This is a genomic window from Henriciella sp. AS95 (assembly GCF_038900055.1).
In the GTDB taxonomy this organism is placed as follows: domain Bacteria; phylum Pseudomonadota; class Alphaproteobacteria; order Caulobacterales; family Hyphomonadaceae; genus Henriciella.
The window spans coordinates 2,743,046-2,756,415 of the sequence record NZ_JBBMQM010000001.1 but is presented as its reverse complement, the minus strand read 5'-3'; the positions used below and the strand labels follow the sequence as shown (position 1 = coordinate 2,756,415).

General features: G+C 58.7%; 14 protein-coding genes. 7 read left to right on the top strand and 7 right to left on the bottom strand.

The genetic code is table 11. The features are described from left to right. Nucleotides 1-37: 37 nt before the first annotated feature. The 6 genes from WNY37_RS13580 to WNY37_RS13555 form a co-directional block, all read right to left on the bottom strand. Nucleotides 38-874: a hypothetical protein gene (locus tag WNY37_RS13580; protein WP_342973931.1), complete on the bottom strand. Its 837-nt coding sequence runs from the start codon at nucleotides 872-874 to the stop codon at nucleotides 38-40. Between the two features lie 143 nt (nucleotides 875-1,017). Then, nucleotides 1,018-1,473, bottom strand: coding sequence for a MaoC family dehydratase (locus WNY37_RS13575; protein WP_342973930.1), 456 nt, complete (start codon nucleotides 1,471-1,473; stop codon nucleotides 1,018-1,020). A gap of 104 nt (nucleotides 1,474-1,577) precedes the next feature. Continuing rightward, a complete protein-coding gene (locus tag WNY37_RS13570) occupies nucleotides 1,578-2,954 on the bottom strand; it encodes an enoyl-CoA hydratase-related protein (RefSeq protein ID WP_342973929.1) in 1,377 nt (458 codons plus the stop codon). Nucleotides 2,955-3,072: 118 nt separating this feature from the next. After that, nucleotides 3,073-4,620 (bottom strand): acyl-CoA synthetase, encoded by a 1,548-nt coding sequence (locus WNY37_RS13565; protein ID WP_342973928.1) that lies wholly within the window; start codon nucleotides 4,618-4,620, stop codon nucleotides 3,073-3,075. 114 nt (nucleotides 4,621-4,734) lie between these two features. Then, a complete protein-coding gene (locus WNY37_RS13560; RefSeq protein WP_342973927.1) occupies nucleotides 4,735-5,700 on the bottom strand; it encodes a sterol desaturase family protein in 966 nt (321 codons plus the stop codon). A gap of 113 nt (nucleotides 5,701-5,813) precedes the next feature. Then, nucleotides 5,814-6,740, bottom strand: a complete 927-nt coding sequence (locus WNY37_RS13555; protein WP_342973926.1) for a sterol desaturase family protein — start codon at nucleotides 6,738-6,740, stop codon at nucleotides 5,814-5,816. Between the two features lie 230 nt (nucleotides 6,741-6,970). Between WNY37_RS13555 and WNY37_RS13550 the strand changes: the two genes are divergently transcribed. Continuing rightward, on the top strand, nucleotides 6,971-7,885 hold the full coding sequence (locus WNY37_RS13550; protein WP_342973925.1) for a crotonase/enoyl-CoA hydratase family protein: 915 nt from the start codon (nucleotides 6,971-6,973) through the stop codon (nucleotides 7,883-7,885). A gap of 235 nt (nucleotides 7,886-8,120) precedes the next feature. Here WNY37_RS13550 and WNY37_RS13545 read toward each other — a convergent pair whose 3' ends face one another. Further along, a complete protein-coding gene (locus WNY37_RS13545; protein WP_342973924.1) occupies nucleotides 8,121-9,572 on the bottom strand; it encodes an MFS transporter in 1,452 nt (483 codons plus the stop codon). A gap of 216 nt (nucleotides 9,573-9,788) precedes the next feature. Here WNY37_RS13545 and WNY37_RS13540 point away from each other — a divergent pair, with 216 nt between their 5' ends. The 6 genes from WNY37_RS13540 (at nucleotide 9,789) to WNY37_RS13515 (ending at nucleotide 13,370) form a co-directional block, all read left to right on the top strand. After that, nucleotides 9,789-10,259, top strand: coding sequence for a hypothetical protein (locus tag WNY37_RS13540; protein ID WP_342973923.1), 471 nt, complete (start codon nucleotides 9,789-9,791; stop codon nucleotides 10,257-10,259). 72 nt (nucleotides 10,260-10,331) lie between these two features. Further along, nucleotides 10,332-11,534 carry a DUF2336 domain-containing protein gene (locus WNY37_RS13535; protein ID WP_342973922.1) on the top strand — a complete coding sequence of 401 codons (1,203 nt, stop codon included), beginning with the start codon at nucleotides 10,332-10,334 and terminating at the stop codon, nucleotides 11,532-11,534. Nucleotides 11,535-11,620: 86 nt separating this feature from the next. Then, the gene (locus WNY37_RS13530; RefSeq protein ID WP_342973921.1) at nucleotides 11,621-12,112 is read left to right on the top strand and encodes a Na+/H+ antiporter subunit E; all 492 of its coding nucleotides are present in this window, start codon (nucleotides 11,621-11,623) and stop codon (nucleotides 12,110-12,112) included. Beyond that, nucleotides 12,109-12,420, top strand: a complete 312-nt coding sequence (locus WNY37_RS13525; RefSeq protein ID WP_342973920.1) for a monovalent cation/H+ antiporter complex subunit F — start codon at nucleotides 12,109-12,111, stop codon at nucleotides 12,418-12,420. Before WNY37_RS13530 ends, WNY37_RS13525 begins: the two co-directional genes overlap by 4 nt. Continuing rightward, nucleotides 12,413-12,772 carry a monovalent cation/H(+) antiporter subunit G gene (gene mnhG / locus WNY37_RS13520; RefSeq protein WP_342973919.1) on the top strand — a complete coding sequence of 120 codons (360 nt, stop codon included), beginning with the start codon at nucleotides 12,413-12,415 and terminating at the stop codon, nucleotides 12,770-12,772. The genes WNY37_RS13525 and mnhG overlap by 8 nt, the downstream gene beginning before the upstream one ends. 1 nt (nucleotide 12,773) lies before the next feature. Next, nucleotides 12,774-13,370 carry a DUF4040 domain-containing protein gene (locus WNY37_RS13515; RefSeq protein ID WP_342973918.1) on the top strand — a complete coding sequence of 199 codons (597 nt, stop codon included), beginning with the start codon at nucleotides 12,774-12,776 and terminating at the stop codon, nucleotides 13,368-13,370.

The window sequence follows — 13,370 nt, the reverse complement described above, 5'->3', positions numbered from 1 at the left end:
GGCAGCGGCCCAGCCCAGTTTCATGTCGCCGAAGCGCCTATTTCTGTTTGAGCGAGAGCCCGCCTTCCTTCCAGGCGGCCAGACAGTCGGTGGCGTCGTGATAGGCGTCTGCTTCGAGCAAGACCGTGTCGGTCTGTCCTGCGCCTTCAAAACGGGGGTCGTCGCATTCCCCGTCATTCGACCACTCGCTGGTATCGTCGCCGAAATTCACGCCGTTGAACATGACGCCATCTTCTGGAGGTGGACCCAACGCGTCCAGGTCGACCTTGCCGAATTCTTCGTCTTCAAGCAGGGCTGCCAGTTCAGCAAGAAGCTCGAGGTCTTCCTCACTAAGCTCGCCATCGTCGAGCGCCTCTTCCAGCGGCGGGTCGCCGGGACCTCTGAGGCGCAGCGTACCAGCCTCGACGCCGGCTTTGCAGTCGCTGGCATCGTGGTTCACGTCAGCCGGCAGAAGTGGAGGGGCAGCCAGGGCGTCACCAATGAAGCGGGCATCATCGCATTCGCCATCCAGGGCAAAAAGCGACTCGTCGTCACCATAATCGATCCCTGTCGAGGCCGATGGGCGCCTGGATGGCATCGCGTTAAGGAGCGGTTTGGACGACGCCGTTGCGGGACCCGTCTCGCTGACCAATGTGATGGTTCCGGCACGGTATGCTTCTTCGCAATCGGTCGCATCGGAAAGACGGTCAACTTCGTCCAGCGGGTCTTCTGCCATGCCTGCGCCTTCGAAGCGCGGATCGTCGCATTCTCCGTCGAGCGACCAAAGGCTGTCATCTGTGCCGAAATCAACAGAAGTCGCATCCTGCGCCTGGGCGCCCATCACGAGCGCAGCCAATGCCGCGACCGCGCAAGTCGTCTTTAAACTGAGTTTCATCTTCTATCCCCTCTGGTGCGGACTCCTCAGCGCACAGATTTCAACGCGTTTCCGGCAAAAGCAAGACGCCGTCACAAGTTTTCAGGCAAGACAAAAAAGCCGGCCCAGGGCGGGCCGGCTTTTACGTGCGAACGCGTTGAACTCTAGCCGTACATGACTGTCAGGGTTTCGGCGACGAGCGCTGGGCGGTCCTTGCCTTCAATCTCGACGGTCGCTTCCATCCGCGTCTGCTTGCCGCCGGCCTTTTCTTCAACGGCCAGACATTTCTGGCGCAGGCGCAGGCGTGAGCCCACAGGCACCATGTTCGTGAAGCGCACTTTGTCCGACCCGTAATTGATCGCGCGCGATACCCCCGTGACCTTCATGACTTCCGGTCCAAGCATGGGGAGCAGGGAAAGCGTCAGAAAGCCATGGACGATCGGCCCGCCAATCTCCTTGGTGGCACGTTCGACATCGACGTGGATCCACTGATGGTCGCCGGTCGCATCTGCGAATAGGTTTACGCGGTCCTGATCGATCAGGTGCCAGTCGGACACACCAATTTCCTGACCAGCGAGTGATTCCAGGTCTGCATAGTCGACGATTTTAGGGTCAGCCATTTTCTCTCGTTTCCTTCCAATGGGTTTGTGACTTGATGGCGCGCACTTTTGCGCGTGAACTGTTGTGCTTGCAAGCCCGACCGTTGGTCAGGGCGGTCATCAGCCTAGCGCTTCGGACGCTTGCCGGTCGCGTTGATCGCCTCAAACCGCTTCGCCGGCTTGTAAGCCATGAGAAGCTCGATGAGCGCGTCGCGTTCGGCGCGCATCAGGTCCGTTTCCCGGATGAGGCGTGGTTCGGCTGGACAAAGGAGGCGCGCATAGGCTTCGCAAGCCGCCACTTCGGCGGGCGCGAAGCTTTCAAGCCGGGCGACGTCAGATGTTATGCGGGCCATTTCAGCGAAGTCGCCTGCAAGCGTCAGCTCGGCTTCAGGCGGTGGGCTGTAATCGACCATCAGCGCCTTTGCCTTTTCCACGGCGGCGTCGATCAGTGCGTCCTTGCCCGTTACCGGTGTATTGTGTGGATGAGGCGGCGGCGCGCCGAGCGTCACCCTTGCGTAGGCCGAAAACATTTCGGCGCAGGCCTCGTCTGGCGGCACGCCATCAGCCTGCAAACGCAGCAGCATCTGAGTGCCGCCACCCCAAGCTGGAAGCACTCCGGCCCAGCGTTCGCGCATACCGAACTGGGCCTGGTCTTCGTAGACGACGGCGTCAGAATGCATGGCGAGCTCAAATCCGCCGGACAGCGCCGCGCCATGCACAGCGGTGACAACGGGGAACGGCGCGCGTTTCAAGCCCTGCAGGACCGATTGGCCCTTGTCGAGGAATGCCAGAGCGGGTGCAGGATCGCCGGATTCGATCGATGCCAGGAAGGCTTCGGCGGATGCGCCCGGTGAGAAGAAGCGCTCGCACGCGCTGGAAATGATCAGCGCTCTGTAGCTGCCTGTGAGGGCGCGTGTCGTCGCGCCAATATTCCGGATGAGGGCTTCCGTGCAGATGCCGAGGCGCGTTTCGATTTCAAGACAGGCGATCCTGTCGCCTATGTCCCAGAGCGTCGAATTCGCGGTACGGGCTATCAGTGTTCGACTGTCAGCGAAGCTCGACAGGGAAAGGGGCGATGATCTGGATGGCTCGGACCGGGCAGGGAAGGGGCCGAGAACCCGCTCGCACATGGCCGAGTCCTGATAGGTTTTCATCTCGACGATCTGGCCGTTCTGCAAGCGATACATCAGGCAATAATGATTGCGATAGGGGTCGCCGGACTTCGTTTCCATGTCGCCGCGCGCTTCCACGACGACCCAGTTTTCATCGGCGAGAAAGTGGAACGGGATGGTTCTCCCCGGCCGCGTCATCAGCGAGCCGACATAGCCGAAGTAATCCCTGAGCACCTTCTCCTTGCCGCGAAACGTCTGTGACCAGGAGTAACTTCCGGTCACCGTCATGGTCACATCGTCATGCAGATGCTCGACGAACAGCGACCGATCGCCGGCGGCAAGACGATCGAATATCCGCTTCATGAGCGCTTTGTTTTTCGCTGGAGTCATAGCCGCGCGATCCGGTTCTGGGAGGTAACAGCGTCTGCTTTCTGCGGACTGCCTTGCTCTCAGTATAGGAGGCGCAGCTCTTGAAGTGCCAGTGTTTTCTTGATCCCGGGGGGCTGGATCAAACGATCCTGGAATCCTGCTTGCCCCAGTAACGGTCCCGCACGAGGCGTTTGTAGAGCTTTCCGGTCGGGTGTCGCGGCAATTCCGGATCGAAGTCCACCGACTTCGGGCATTTGATCTTGGCCAGCTTGGAGCGGCAGAATTCCAGCAGTTCTTCCTCCACTTCCTTGCTGGTCGCTATGCCAGGCTGAAGCTGCACGACGGCCTTCACCTCTTCGCCAAACTCATCATTGGGAACGCCGATGACGGCGACGTCTGCGACTTTCGGATGCGTGATAAGGACGTTTTCAGCTTCCTGCGGATAGATGTTCACGCCGCCGGAAATGATCATGAACGCCTTGCGGTCGGTGAGGTAAAGAAAGCCGTCTTCGTCAACACGGCCAACATCGCCAAGCGTCGACCATTCCGGGTGCTTGGGATTAAGGGCGCCCTGCGTCTTGTCCGGATCATTGTGATAGGATGGTGGGGTCGTGGCGCCATAATAGATGGTACCGGCCTCGCCCACGGGAAGTTCATTGCCTTCGTCGTCGCAGATGTGCAGTTCGCCGTGCACGGGCTTACCGACAGACCCTTTGTGTGCCAGCCAGTCAGTCGAGTTGACCCAGGTCATGCCGTTGCCTTCAGACCCGGCATAATACTCCTCAATGACCGGGCCCCACCATTCGATCATCTGTTCCTTGACCGGGACGGGGCAAGGCGCGGCGGCATGTATCGCGCATTTCAGCGAGGACACGTCATACTTCTCACGAACGTCCTTGGGCAATTTCAGCATCTTGACGAACATGGTCGGCACGAGCTGGGTGTGGGTGACCTTGTGCTTCTCGACCAGTGCCAGGAACTTCTCCGGATCGAACTTCTCCATGACGATGAGTGTCGACCCAAACCGCGTGAAGGTCATGCACCAGCGCAGGGGGGCTGCGTGGTAAAGCGGCGCGGGCGACAGATACACCGAACCATCCTCGGCGCGTGCAAGGGTCTTGGCGATCGCCATCAAGACGTTCGTTTCGTCAATCGGCCTGTCTGGAACGAAGGGGGGACGGATGCCTTTCGGGCGACCAGTCGTCCCGGACGAGTAAAGCATATCGGCGCCGTGCATTTCGTCGGAAATTGGCGTTGTCGGCTTTTCTGCTCTCAGACCTTCCAGGGAGACAAAGCCGTCAATCTCCCCATCGATCGACCAGTAGGCTTCCAGCTCGGTGATGGCATTCACTGCCTGCGCGACATCGGCGAGGCCAGCAGATGCGATGAGCATGCGGGAGCCGGAGTCTTTCACGATGTATTCGACTTCTGGCGCGGTAAGCCGCGATGAAATGCACACGTAATACAGTCCAGAGCGCTGCGCGGCCCACGCGATCTCAAAATAGCGCGGGCTGTTCTCGGCAAAGATCGCGATTGTATCGCCGGGACTGAGACCGAGTTCCCGAAAGAGGTGGGCGATCTGGTTTGAACGGTCATTGAGTTGTTTGAACGTTACGGTCTCGCCTGTATTGGCCATGATGTAGGCTGGCGCGTCCGGCTTGGTCTCGGCGTAATGACTTGGATGCATGAGGTCTCGTCTCCCTGGGGCGTGCCCGTCTTGTGCGGCACGTTCGCTTCGGGACCAGTTTTAGCAATGGGGCATTCGACGTCCATTCCCGACGTTGCGTAAGGATTGCGTGCGCTATTCGGCGGCGACGCGGAATGTTTCGGTTTCGGCACCTTCGGTGTGGTCTGGCATTCTTTCAGCGGCTTCGTGCTGACGGTCTCGCCAGGCGGCCTTGATTTCCTCGCTGCGTTCGTGCCGCCCGTCGGGTGACCAGCCAGGCGGATTGAACGCGCGCCGCCCCCAACGAACCGGTAAGAGGCCGTCTCGCCGCATGTCTGCCAGCAGTGCGCCAAAGCCATGATAGGCGACAACCAAAGGGTTGTAGCTGCGAAGCTGCTTGACCAGGCCGTAATGCGTCTCTTCGCTCTCGGACTCGCGGACGAAGGTCCCGAACAAGCGGTCCCAGACGATGAGGATTCCTCCATAGTTGGAGTCGAGGTATTGCGGGTTTGTCGCGTGGTGAACGCGGTGATGCGACGGTGTCACGAGGATGGCTTCAATCGGTGCCGGCAGGCGGTCGATTGCCTCAGTATGAATCCAGATCTGGTAAATGAGATGCGTGATTGTCGCCGTTAAGACCAGACTGACAGGGAAGCCGAGGGCAACCATCGGCCCACCGATGATCAGGACATTTGAGAGGGGGCCCGTCCAGGGTTGGCGGACGGCCGTCGTCAGATTGAAATAGCGACTGGAATGATGCGTCACATGCTCGGCCCAGAACAGGCGCGAGCGATGGCCGATCCGGTGTTTCCAGTAATAGAGGAAATCATGCACCAGGATAGCGCCAGCGATGCTCAATGCGGACACACCGATGTCCCATGGGGTGAGCGATGCTGCCAGAGCAAGGACTGCCGTTGAAATGAAAGCCAGCACCGCGTTCATCACAAGGCTGCCCGCCCCCATAATCATTGAGGTCCAGGCGTCACTAGTGTCGTAGCGTCCCTTGGTATGGCCGTTTCGTACGGCCCACCATTCGAGCGCAATCCCGAGGAGGACCACGCAGCTGCCTGCAATAGCCACTACAGGAATCGCCAAGTTCATTTATCGTTCGCTCCGCGTTTCAGTTGTTCGCCTGACAGGCGTTCACACAAAAGCGAAACGGTTCACGGTGCAAAGGGTTGAGGGTGCGACTGTTTGTCGGTCGTAATCTCTGATCAGGCTTTGGGTAGCCCTGGTGTGCCGGCCTGGTCTGGGTGCTCAGCGATGTAAGCGGCCTTTAACTCGGCCGATCGATTATGCTGGCCATCAGGTTGCCAGCCCGGCCCATTGACGAAACGGCGTACCCACCTGTCGGGACGAACCCCATCTTTCCAGCAGTCGCGCGCAAGTCCGCCAGCTTCGTGGAAAGCGACCGTGATCGGATTGTAGCTCTCAAGTGGTTTGACGATGCCGTACTCGGGCGGGTCGCTGTCCAGCTCGGGCACAAAGCTGCCGAACATCTTGTCCCAGACGATAAAGACACCGGCATAATTGGTGTCGAGGTATCGCGGGTTGATCGCGTGGTGGACCCGGTGATGCGAGGGCGTATTCATCACCGCCTCGAACCAGCGCGGCATCTTGCCGATGGTCTCGGTGTGGATCCAGAACTGGTAAATCAGGTTCAGGCCGCCGATGAAGAAGATGAAGAGCGGGTGGAAACCCAGCAGCACCATTGGCAAGCCGATCCAGATATAGCCCGTAAAAGGCCCGAACCATGGCTGGCGAAGCGCGGTGGTCAGGTTGTAATGGCGCGACGAGTGGTGGGTGACATGCTCCATCCACAGCCAGCGCATCCGGTGGGCTAGGCGGTGCTTCCAATAATAAATGAGATCGTAGAACACGAAGAGCAGGACGCCGCTCCACCAGGTGATGGGAACTTCCATGAACCGGTACGGCCAGGCGATCATCATCATCCACAGTGCGATCGTGGCTGTGACGGTGTTCACCACCAGATTGCCGATGCCCATCGCAAGCGAGGTGATGGCGTCTTTCGTCTCGTATTTCCCCCGCGCGCGTCTTGATTTGACCGCCCACCATTCAAGGATCACGGACAGGATAAAGGCTGGCGCGGCAAGCGTCGTTGGTGGTGGAAACTCCGGCATATTCCTCAGTGGTGATCGTTCTATGCGATCATTTGGTTTTTTCTAGCTGATCAGAATGTGCCAGCTTTGCTGTCCAAGTCCACACAGGGGCGCAGTCTCAAAACCGCGACGCACGTTTAGGAGCGGCGGAATTCAGCGTCTTTATCGCACAGGTCAAACGATCGCGCTTGACGGCCCCCGCGTAAGTCGCCTTGTTCTGCCGCAACTGATGACAATAGGGAGTTCAAATCATGTCCGTAGCAAAGCTTGGCGATTTCGAGGAAATCAAGCTGGAGAAAGAAGACGGCGTTGCCACGTTGACGCTTTACCGGCCTGAGAAGATGAATGCCTTCACCGGCAAGATGATGCAGGAATTGATCGAAGCTTTCGACATCACCGATGCAGATGATGACGTGAAAGTTGTTATCGTGACCGGACATGGTGAGCGGGCGTTTTGTGCCGGCGCGGACCTCTCTTCCGGTGCCAAGACTTTCGACTACGACGCGCGTGCCAAGGATGGCGAAGCAGGGCGATCCCAGGAGGTTGACGTTCAGCGCGACGGCGGTGGCCGCGTTACGCTCCGCATTTTCGAAAGCCTGAAACCTGTCATTGGCGCAATCAATGGTGCAGCCGTCGGTATTGGCGTGACCATGCAGCTGCCGATGGATATCCGCATCGCGTCCGACAATGCGCGCTTCGGCTTTGTGTTCAATCGACGCGGCATCAATCCCGAAGCGGCTTCAAGCTGGTTTCTGCCTCGGCTGGTCGGGATCTCTCAGGCGCTGGAGTGGTGCTATACCGGGCGCGTGTTCCCGGCCGCCGAAGCGCTGGCGGGTGGATTGGTGTCCGAAGTTGTGCCGCAGGCGGATCTGATGAAACGGGCAAAAGAGCTCGCCAGCGAGATCGCAGAGAACACGGCCCCGGTCTCTAATGCTCTGACGCGCCAGATGATGTGGCGGATGCTGGGCGCGAGCCATCCGATGGACGCGCACATCGTCGACTCGGCGGCGATCTATGAGCGCGGTCGCTCACCAGATGCAAAAGAAGGTGTGATGAGCTTTCTTGAGAAACGCCCGGCCAAGTACACGGTCAGTGTATCTGAAGGTATGCCAACCTTCTTCCCCTGGTGGGAAGAAGAGGAGTTCGAGTGGATTTCGAAGACCTGATCTAATCGGTCGTTTCGACAGATACTTCAAAACGAAAAAGCCCATTCTTAGCGGATGGGCTTTTTTGCGAGATGAAGGATGGTGAGCTTCATCGCCGGACGGTGCGTGAAGGAAGGAAACACCGCCCGGCTTTGTAAGGAAGACAAGCGTTAAGGGGGGGGGAGAAACGCCGTCTTCTACTCCTTTCAAAGATCGGTGCGGGGAAATCCGTCGAAAGAACCAGATTAAATGAAGTTCATGAGGGTGGTGTCGGACCACTTTTAGGCTCTACGATGTTTTTCATGTTCCAGATCGGCGTCCGGATCACCATCCAGATGATCAGGATCGTCATCCCAAGCGCTGGCACCACCGCCACGCGTTGAGGCTGATCCGGGAAGAAATCGACCAGCCATCCCATGATGGCTGCGCCAAACGGCGCTCCGGCCATGAAGCCGAGCTGGTAGATTGAGAGGACGCGTGCGAGTTGGTCCTTCGGGGCAGCGTCCTGCACGATGGACCGGCTCATCGCGATGGATATGCCGCCCGCCAGTCCCCAGACGAATACGATTGTCAGAAACACCCAATGCGGCGGCCGCGCCAGCATGATCAGAATGGCGAGCGAACCGATCAGTTGCGCTGAGAGCAGCAGGCGCCCCTGACGCTTGATGTTCTTGAAGACCGACAAGGCAACGGATGAAACAAACGCGCCGAGCCAGAAGGTCACGAACATGTCGCGGATGCCGTCGGAGGCGAGGCCATAGATGTCGCGATTGATGATTGGCAGGACGACGAGGAATGAGCCGATGACAAAGATGCCCACGCCAAACATCAGCGCTGTCATGCCCCAGAGTTTTCCATCGCTGAGCACCACGTGGAAGCCTTCGCGGATGTCACCAAAAGCGGCGCCGATGCCCGAGCGACCTGTTTTGACGCGGCGGCCATGAGCCAGAAAGATCGCAAAGCCGGCGCCGATGGAAACGACGATGGCCTGGAAAACAAGCAACTCCCAACTGGGGATAGGCCCAACTGAAAAGCCGCCCAGCCAGTCCGGCATACGTGTCAGCTTGTCTGCATAACCGCCTACGATCAGGCCGGCGATCTGCGCTGCGAACTGGGCGATCGTTGCAAAAGCGACCCCTTGTTGCAGCGTCACATCCGAGCCGACGCGAGAGCGGCGATGGACGACTTCGTTGATGATCGAATCGCGCGCCGGCATCATGAATGCGCCGACCGTGCCCATGGCGAGGCCGTAAATGATCATGTAGCCGTAGGCGAGATTGCCAGTGGCGAGAACGATGGCGAGGCCCGCCGCAGGCACAGCCGCAACAAGATGGAGCACCATCAGCAATGACTTGCCTGAGGCGCGTTCTGCAACAACGCCGCCCAATAGCAGGAAGATCACTGAAGGACCCGACAGCGCCATATTTGCCAGGCCAAGTTCAGTCCCGTTCAGGCCGAGACGGTTCGTGATGAGGTAGGGGAACAGAACAAGTTGCAGGCCGAACGCCATGAACCAGCTGCACTGAATCATCAGGTAGGCGGGAAGTTCGGATCTGACCTTACGATGCGTGCGCTTTGCGAAGAGGCCGCGTGCGGTGATTTCGAGCGAAGCGCCTGCCTCGGTGGCGCTGTCGATGCCGCTGACTGGAGACTTCACCTGTCCGGTGCGATCTTCGTCTATTCCATCCGGATTTGAATCATCGTTCATCAACCGCGAACTCACCTGACTGTCCAAACGCTGCGACTGTATAGGCCGTGTGCGGGGTGAAAAGCAAAATTGCCTGTTCCCGCTGCGGTAGATCGACACTCAAAGCGGGTTAAGACCTTTGCCAAACTTCTCCTGCGGTATGATTAACCGGCAATTGTGTTCTGACGGTCAGGCGTTATTGTCCGGTTAGAGTTGCGGCGAGAGGGACGACTGGCCATGCGTGGATTACGGCTTCTGGCGAGCTGGGTATTGGCCCTGTTCCTGATCTTCATGTTTCTGCAGGCAACTGTGCATCCTCTGCCAAACCCGCCGGAAGGTTTCGTGAAGCTGTTTGATCGGCCCGGGGAAAACATCGTTTTTCAGACCATGGCGATAAATACCGGCATGTCCTGGCTCGAGCCGACCGGCCGTGTCGTCGTTGCAATCCTGGAGCTGATCGCGTGTCTGTTCCTGTTCATCCCTCAGACGCGGCGGTTCGGAGCGGTGATGTCATTCTTCATCCTCGCTGGCGCGCTTGGCGTGCACCTGATGCCGGACGTTCTGGGACGCGAAGTTCCGCTCTCGCTGACACCGGGAGAAACTGAGACGGATGGCGGCCAACTCTTCGCCTTGTCCATTGGCATGCTGGCGATCTCGATGCTGCTGATTTTCGTGCATCCTGGGCGGCGCAAGAACCCGTTCCGTTAGCGCATCAATGCTCACCGGCTGTTAACTTCTCTGTGAAAGGTTTCACCATCTGGAAACCTACCTGGTTGAGACATGGCCGAGATCGCTGAATTTTCAGATCCACAGCAAACGGGTCGTGCCCGCAGACTTCTGTTCAGGCGGCTGATCGACTTTGTCGCGCTTCCAGCCACATCCGTTGCGCCTCAGGACCGCTCCATGGGCGGCGACATTCTTCTCGATATGCTGTTTCACGTCAGCAAGGAAGAACGGATTTTCTGCGCCAAGCGCCTCAAAGCCACGAAGGAAGCGCCGCGACGGCTCATGCGGTATCTCGCCCAGAGCGACATCGAGATTGCGCGCTGCCTGCTGGAAGACAATGAAGTTTATGACTCGGCTGACCTGTGTGAGTTCGTTGAAAAGACGACCATAGATCACCGCCTGCTGATTGCGGCTCGCAAACGCGTCAGCCCGACAGTTTCCGAAAAGCTGTGCGAGCGCGACGAGGGGGCTGTCCTGAAGCGCCTTTTGAAAAACCCAGGCGCAACCATCTCCGAGAGCGGTATGGACCTTCTTGTCCAGCACTCACGAAAAATTGAAGGTCTTGCGCCTCTGATCATCAAACGGCTCGAGCTGATACCGAGCCAGGCGATGGCGATGTTCTGGTGGTCGGACGGTCCGACACGGCGCATTATCCTGCAGCGACAGGCGGCAGAACGCACCGAGCTGGTCGATCTCTGCTCCGATGTTTTCGCCGTCGCGGCGCAGGAAAACTGGTCCGATGCTGTCGCTCGCAAGACGCTGCAGCTGATTGAGCGACGCCAGCGTAACCGGCCGGCTATCGATAAGAGTCCGTATGACAGCCTTGAGCATGCCGTTGAAATTGCTGCGGAAAAAGGACTGGATCCGGAGCTGGCGCAAGAGATCGGCTTTCTCGCAGGTGTGAAGCCTGTGACGATTGCCAAGATCTTGAGTGACCCGGGCGGGGAAGGTCTTGCGGTCCTGTGCAAGGCAACCGGTTTGAAGCGGCCCTATCTCACACTCTTGTGGAAGGCGCTGCGTCGGCCCCAGGAACTTTCCGCCGGTGAGCCGCACCCGCAATTTGCGTATGTGAAGGAGACTTACGAGCTTCTCGCGGTCGCAAAGGCGCAGACCACTCTGCGCTACTGGAACTGGTCGCTGTCGTCTGCTTATTCGCCTGCCATGACCGAGAATGCTGCAGAAGACGGCACATTGTCGGATATAGATCAGGCATACTCTGCGTCACAACGTACCGCTCGGCTGGTTTTCGGGCGATAGACTGGTCTTGGCACTGGCCAAACCTAAATTGACCAGCTAACAGCGACCCTGTCGGTTGTATCTGAAGAAATCGGAGCGGGAGTTTCGTGGGCTACTTTCTGGGGCTGATCTTGGTGCTGGCAGCGCTCTGGCTTGGCTTGTCGGGTATCTTCAAGCCGTTGCTTCTGACGCTGGGTGCAATTTCGATTCTCATCTCACTTATACTGGCGTCTCGCCTTGAGACGGTCGACAAGGAAGGTGCGCCCTACGCGCGCACGCCTCAGCTCCTGGCCTATTGGGCGTGGCTGCTGATTGAGATCTTCAAGGCGAACTGGCCGGTCATCAAGGCGTGTGTGAGCGCCAGGCTCGATATCAATCCGGCGCTGGTCAAAGTGAAGACGCGCTGTGAAAGCGATCTCGCAAAAACCATTTTCGCCAATTCGATCACGCTGACGCCCGGAACGGTGACGGTGGAGGTCGAAGGCGACAAGCTGCTTGTGCACGCGCTCTTCGAGGAGTCCGCTGCACCGGAATCCTTTGCGGAAATGGATGAGCGCTCCTGGAAAGCCGCGGACGGTGCGAAGAAGGTGAAAGCATGATCGGAGCTGCCGCCATCGCACTGGTCGTCGCGATCGGCTTGATGCTGATCCGCGCGCTGAAGGGACCAACCCTTTACGATCGCGTTCTGGCGGTGAACTCGCTTGGCACCAAGACCGTGCTCTTTATCGGCGTGCTTGGCTTCGTCCTTGGGCGGCCAGATTTTCTTGATATTTCAGTGCTCTATGCGCTTATCAACTTCGTCTCGACAATCGCGATCCTGAAATTCTTCCGTTACCGTTCCTTCCAGGTTCCGCTGATGCGCCGCACAGCTCCGCGCACCGGTATCAAGGGAGGCGAAGATGAGTGAAGCCCTCGACATCATTCTGGCGATCAAGCCGATTCTAGGTGCATTCCTTTGTCTGGTCGGCGCTGTGCTCGCGATCATTGGAACAGTCGGCGTCTTGCGCTTCCCGGATTTCTACACGCGGCTCCATGCGGCCAGTATCATCGACACCGGCTCGGCGACCATTCTGATCGTCGGTATGGCCCTCCTGGCGCCGACCTGGCTGGTGGTGTTCAAGCTCGCCGCAATCTGGCTGTTCCTGTTCCTCACGGGGCCGACCGGGTCTCACGCGCTCGCAAACGCAGCCCACACAGCTGGCCTCCAGCCTGTGATCGGACGCCGCACCAGTGAGCCCGAAGACGGGGAGGTGAACTGATATGACGGGTTATGAAGGCGCTGACCTGGCGATTGCGCTCATCAACGTTGTGCTGCTGGGCCTGCTGTTTGTGATTGGCGTTGCGATCGCGCGCATGCGCAGCCTGTTTGCGATTGTGATGTTGTCCGGCGTCTATTCGCTGATCTCCGCGACCTGGTTTGTTGCGCTGGATGCGGTGGATGTTGCGTTTACTGAAGCGGCAGTCGGTGCGGGCATTTCAACGGCGCTGCTGCTCGGGGCCATGCTGTTGACGTCGCGGACAGCCAAACCCGAGCCTCGAGCCATGCACATCGTGCCGCTTCTCGCTGTCATCGCAGTGGGTTGCATGCTCGTCTATGCAACGATCGACCTGCCAGCCTTTGGTGATCCAAATAGCCCGGCCAACACCTATGTCGGCACGGACTATCTTCATCGTACACCGGAGGATATCGGCGTTCCGAACATCGTAACGGCGGTTCTGGCCAGCTACCGGGGCTTCGATACGCTGGGCGAGACAGGCGTGGTGTTTGCCGCTGCGCTTTCGGTCATCCTGCTGCTCGGCTTCGGCGAGCGTTCGCTGTCGGCGTCGCTCCGTAACAAGAACAAGAAGAAGGGGTGA

Bases quoted from the DNA above. Each gene is read 5' to 3' on its own strand.
- WNY37_RS13580 (WP_342973931.1), bottom strand. From the start codon at position 874: ATGAAACTCAGTTTAAAGACGACTTGCGCGGTCGCGGCATTGGCTGCG.
- WNY37_RS13575 (WP_342973930.1), bottom strand. From the start codon at position 1,473: ATGGCTGACCCTAAAATCGTCGACTATGCAGACCTGGAATCACTCGCT.
- WNY37_RS13570 (WP_342973929.1), bottom strand. From the start codon at position 2,954: ATGACTCCAGCGAAAAACAAAGCGCTCATGAAGCGGATATTCGATCGT.
- WNY37_RS13565 (WP_342973928.1), bottom strand. From the start codon at position 4,620: ATGCATCCAAGTCATTACGCCGAGACCAAGCCGGACGCGCCAGCCTAC.
- WNY37_RS13560 (WP_342973927.1), bottom strand. From the start codon at position 5,700: ATGAACTTGGCGATTCCTGTAGTGGCTATTGCAGGCAGCTGCGTGGTC.
- WNY37_RS13555 (WP_342973926.1), bottom strand. From the start codon at position 6,740: ATGCCGGAGTTTCCACCACCAACGACGCTTGCCGCGCCAGCCTTTATC.
- WNY37_RS13550 (WP_342973925.1), top strand. From the start codon at position 6,971: ATGTCCGTAGCAAAGCTTGGCGATTTCGAGGAAATCAAGCTGGAGAAA.
- WNY37_RS13545 (WP_342973924.1), bottom strand. From the start codon at position 9,572: ATGAACGATGATTCAAATCCGGATGGAATAGACGAAGATCGCACCGGA.
- WNY37_RS13540 (WP_342973923.1), top strand. From the start codon at position 9,789: ATGCGTGGATTACGGCTTCTGGCGAGCTGGGTATTGGCCCTGTTCCTG.
- WNY37_RS13535 (WP_342973922.1), top strand. From the start codon at position 10,332: ATGGCCGAGATCGCTGAATTTTCAGATCCACAGCAAACGGGTCGTGCC.
- WNY37_RS13525 (WP_342973920.1), top strand. From the start codon at position 12,109: ATGATCGGAGCTGCCGCCATCGCACTGGTCGTCGCGATCGGCTTGATG.
- mnhG (WP_342973919.1), top strand. From the start codon at position 12,413: ATGAGTGAAGCCCTCGACATCATTCTGGCGATCAAGCCGATTCTAGGT.
- WNY37_RS13515 (WP_342973918.1), top strand. From the start codon at position 12,774: ATGACGGGTTATGAAGGCGCTGACCTGGCGATTGCGCTCATCAACGTT.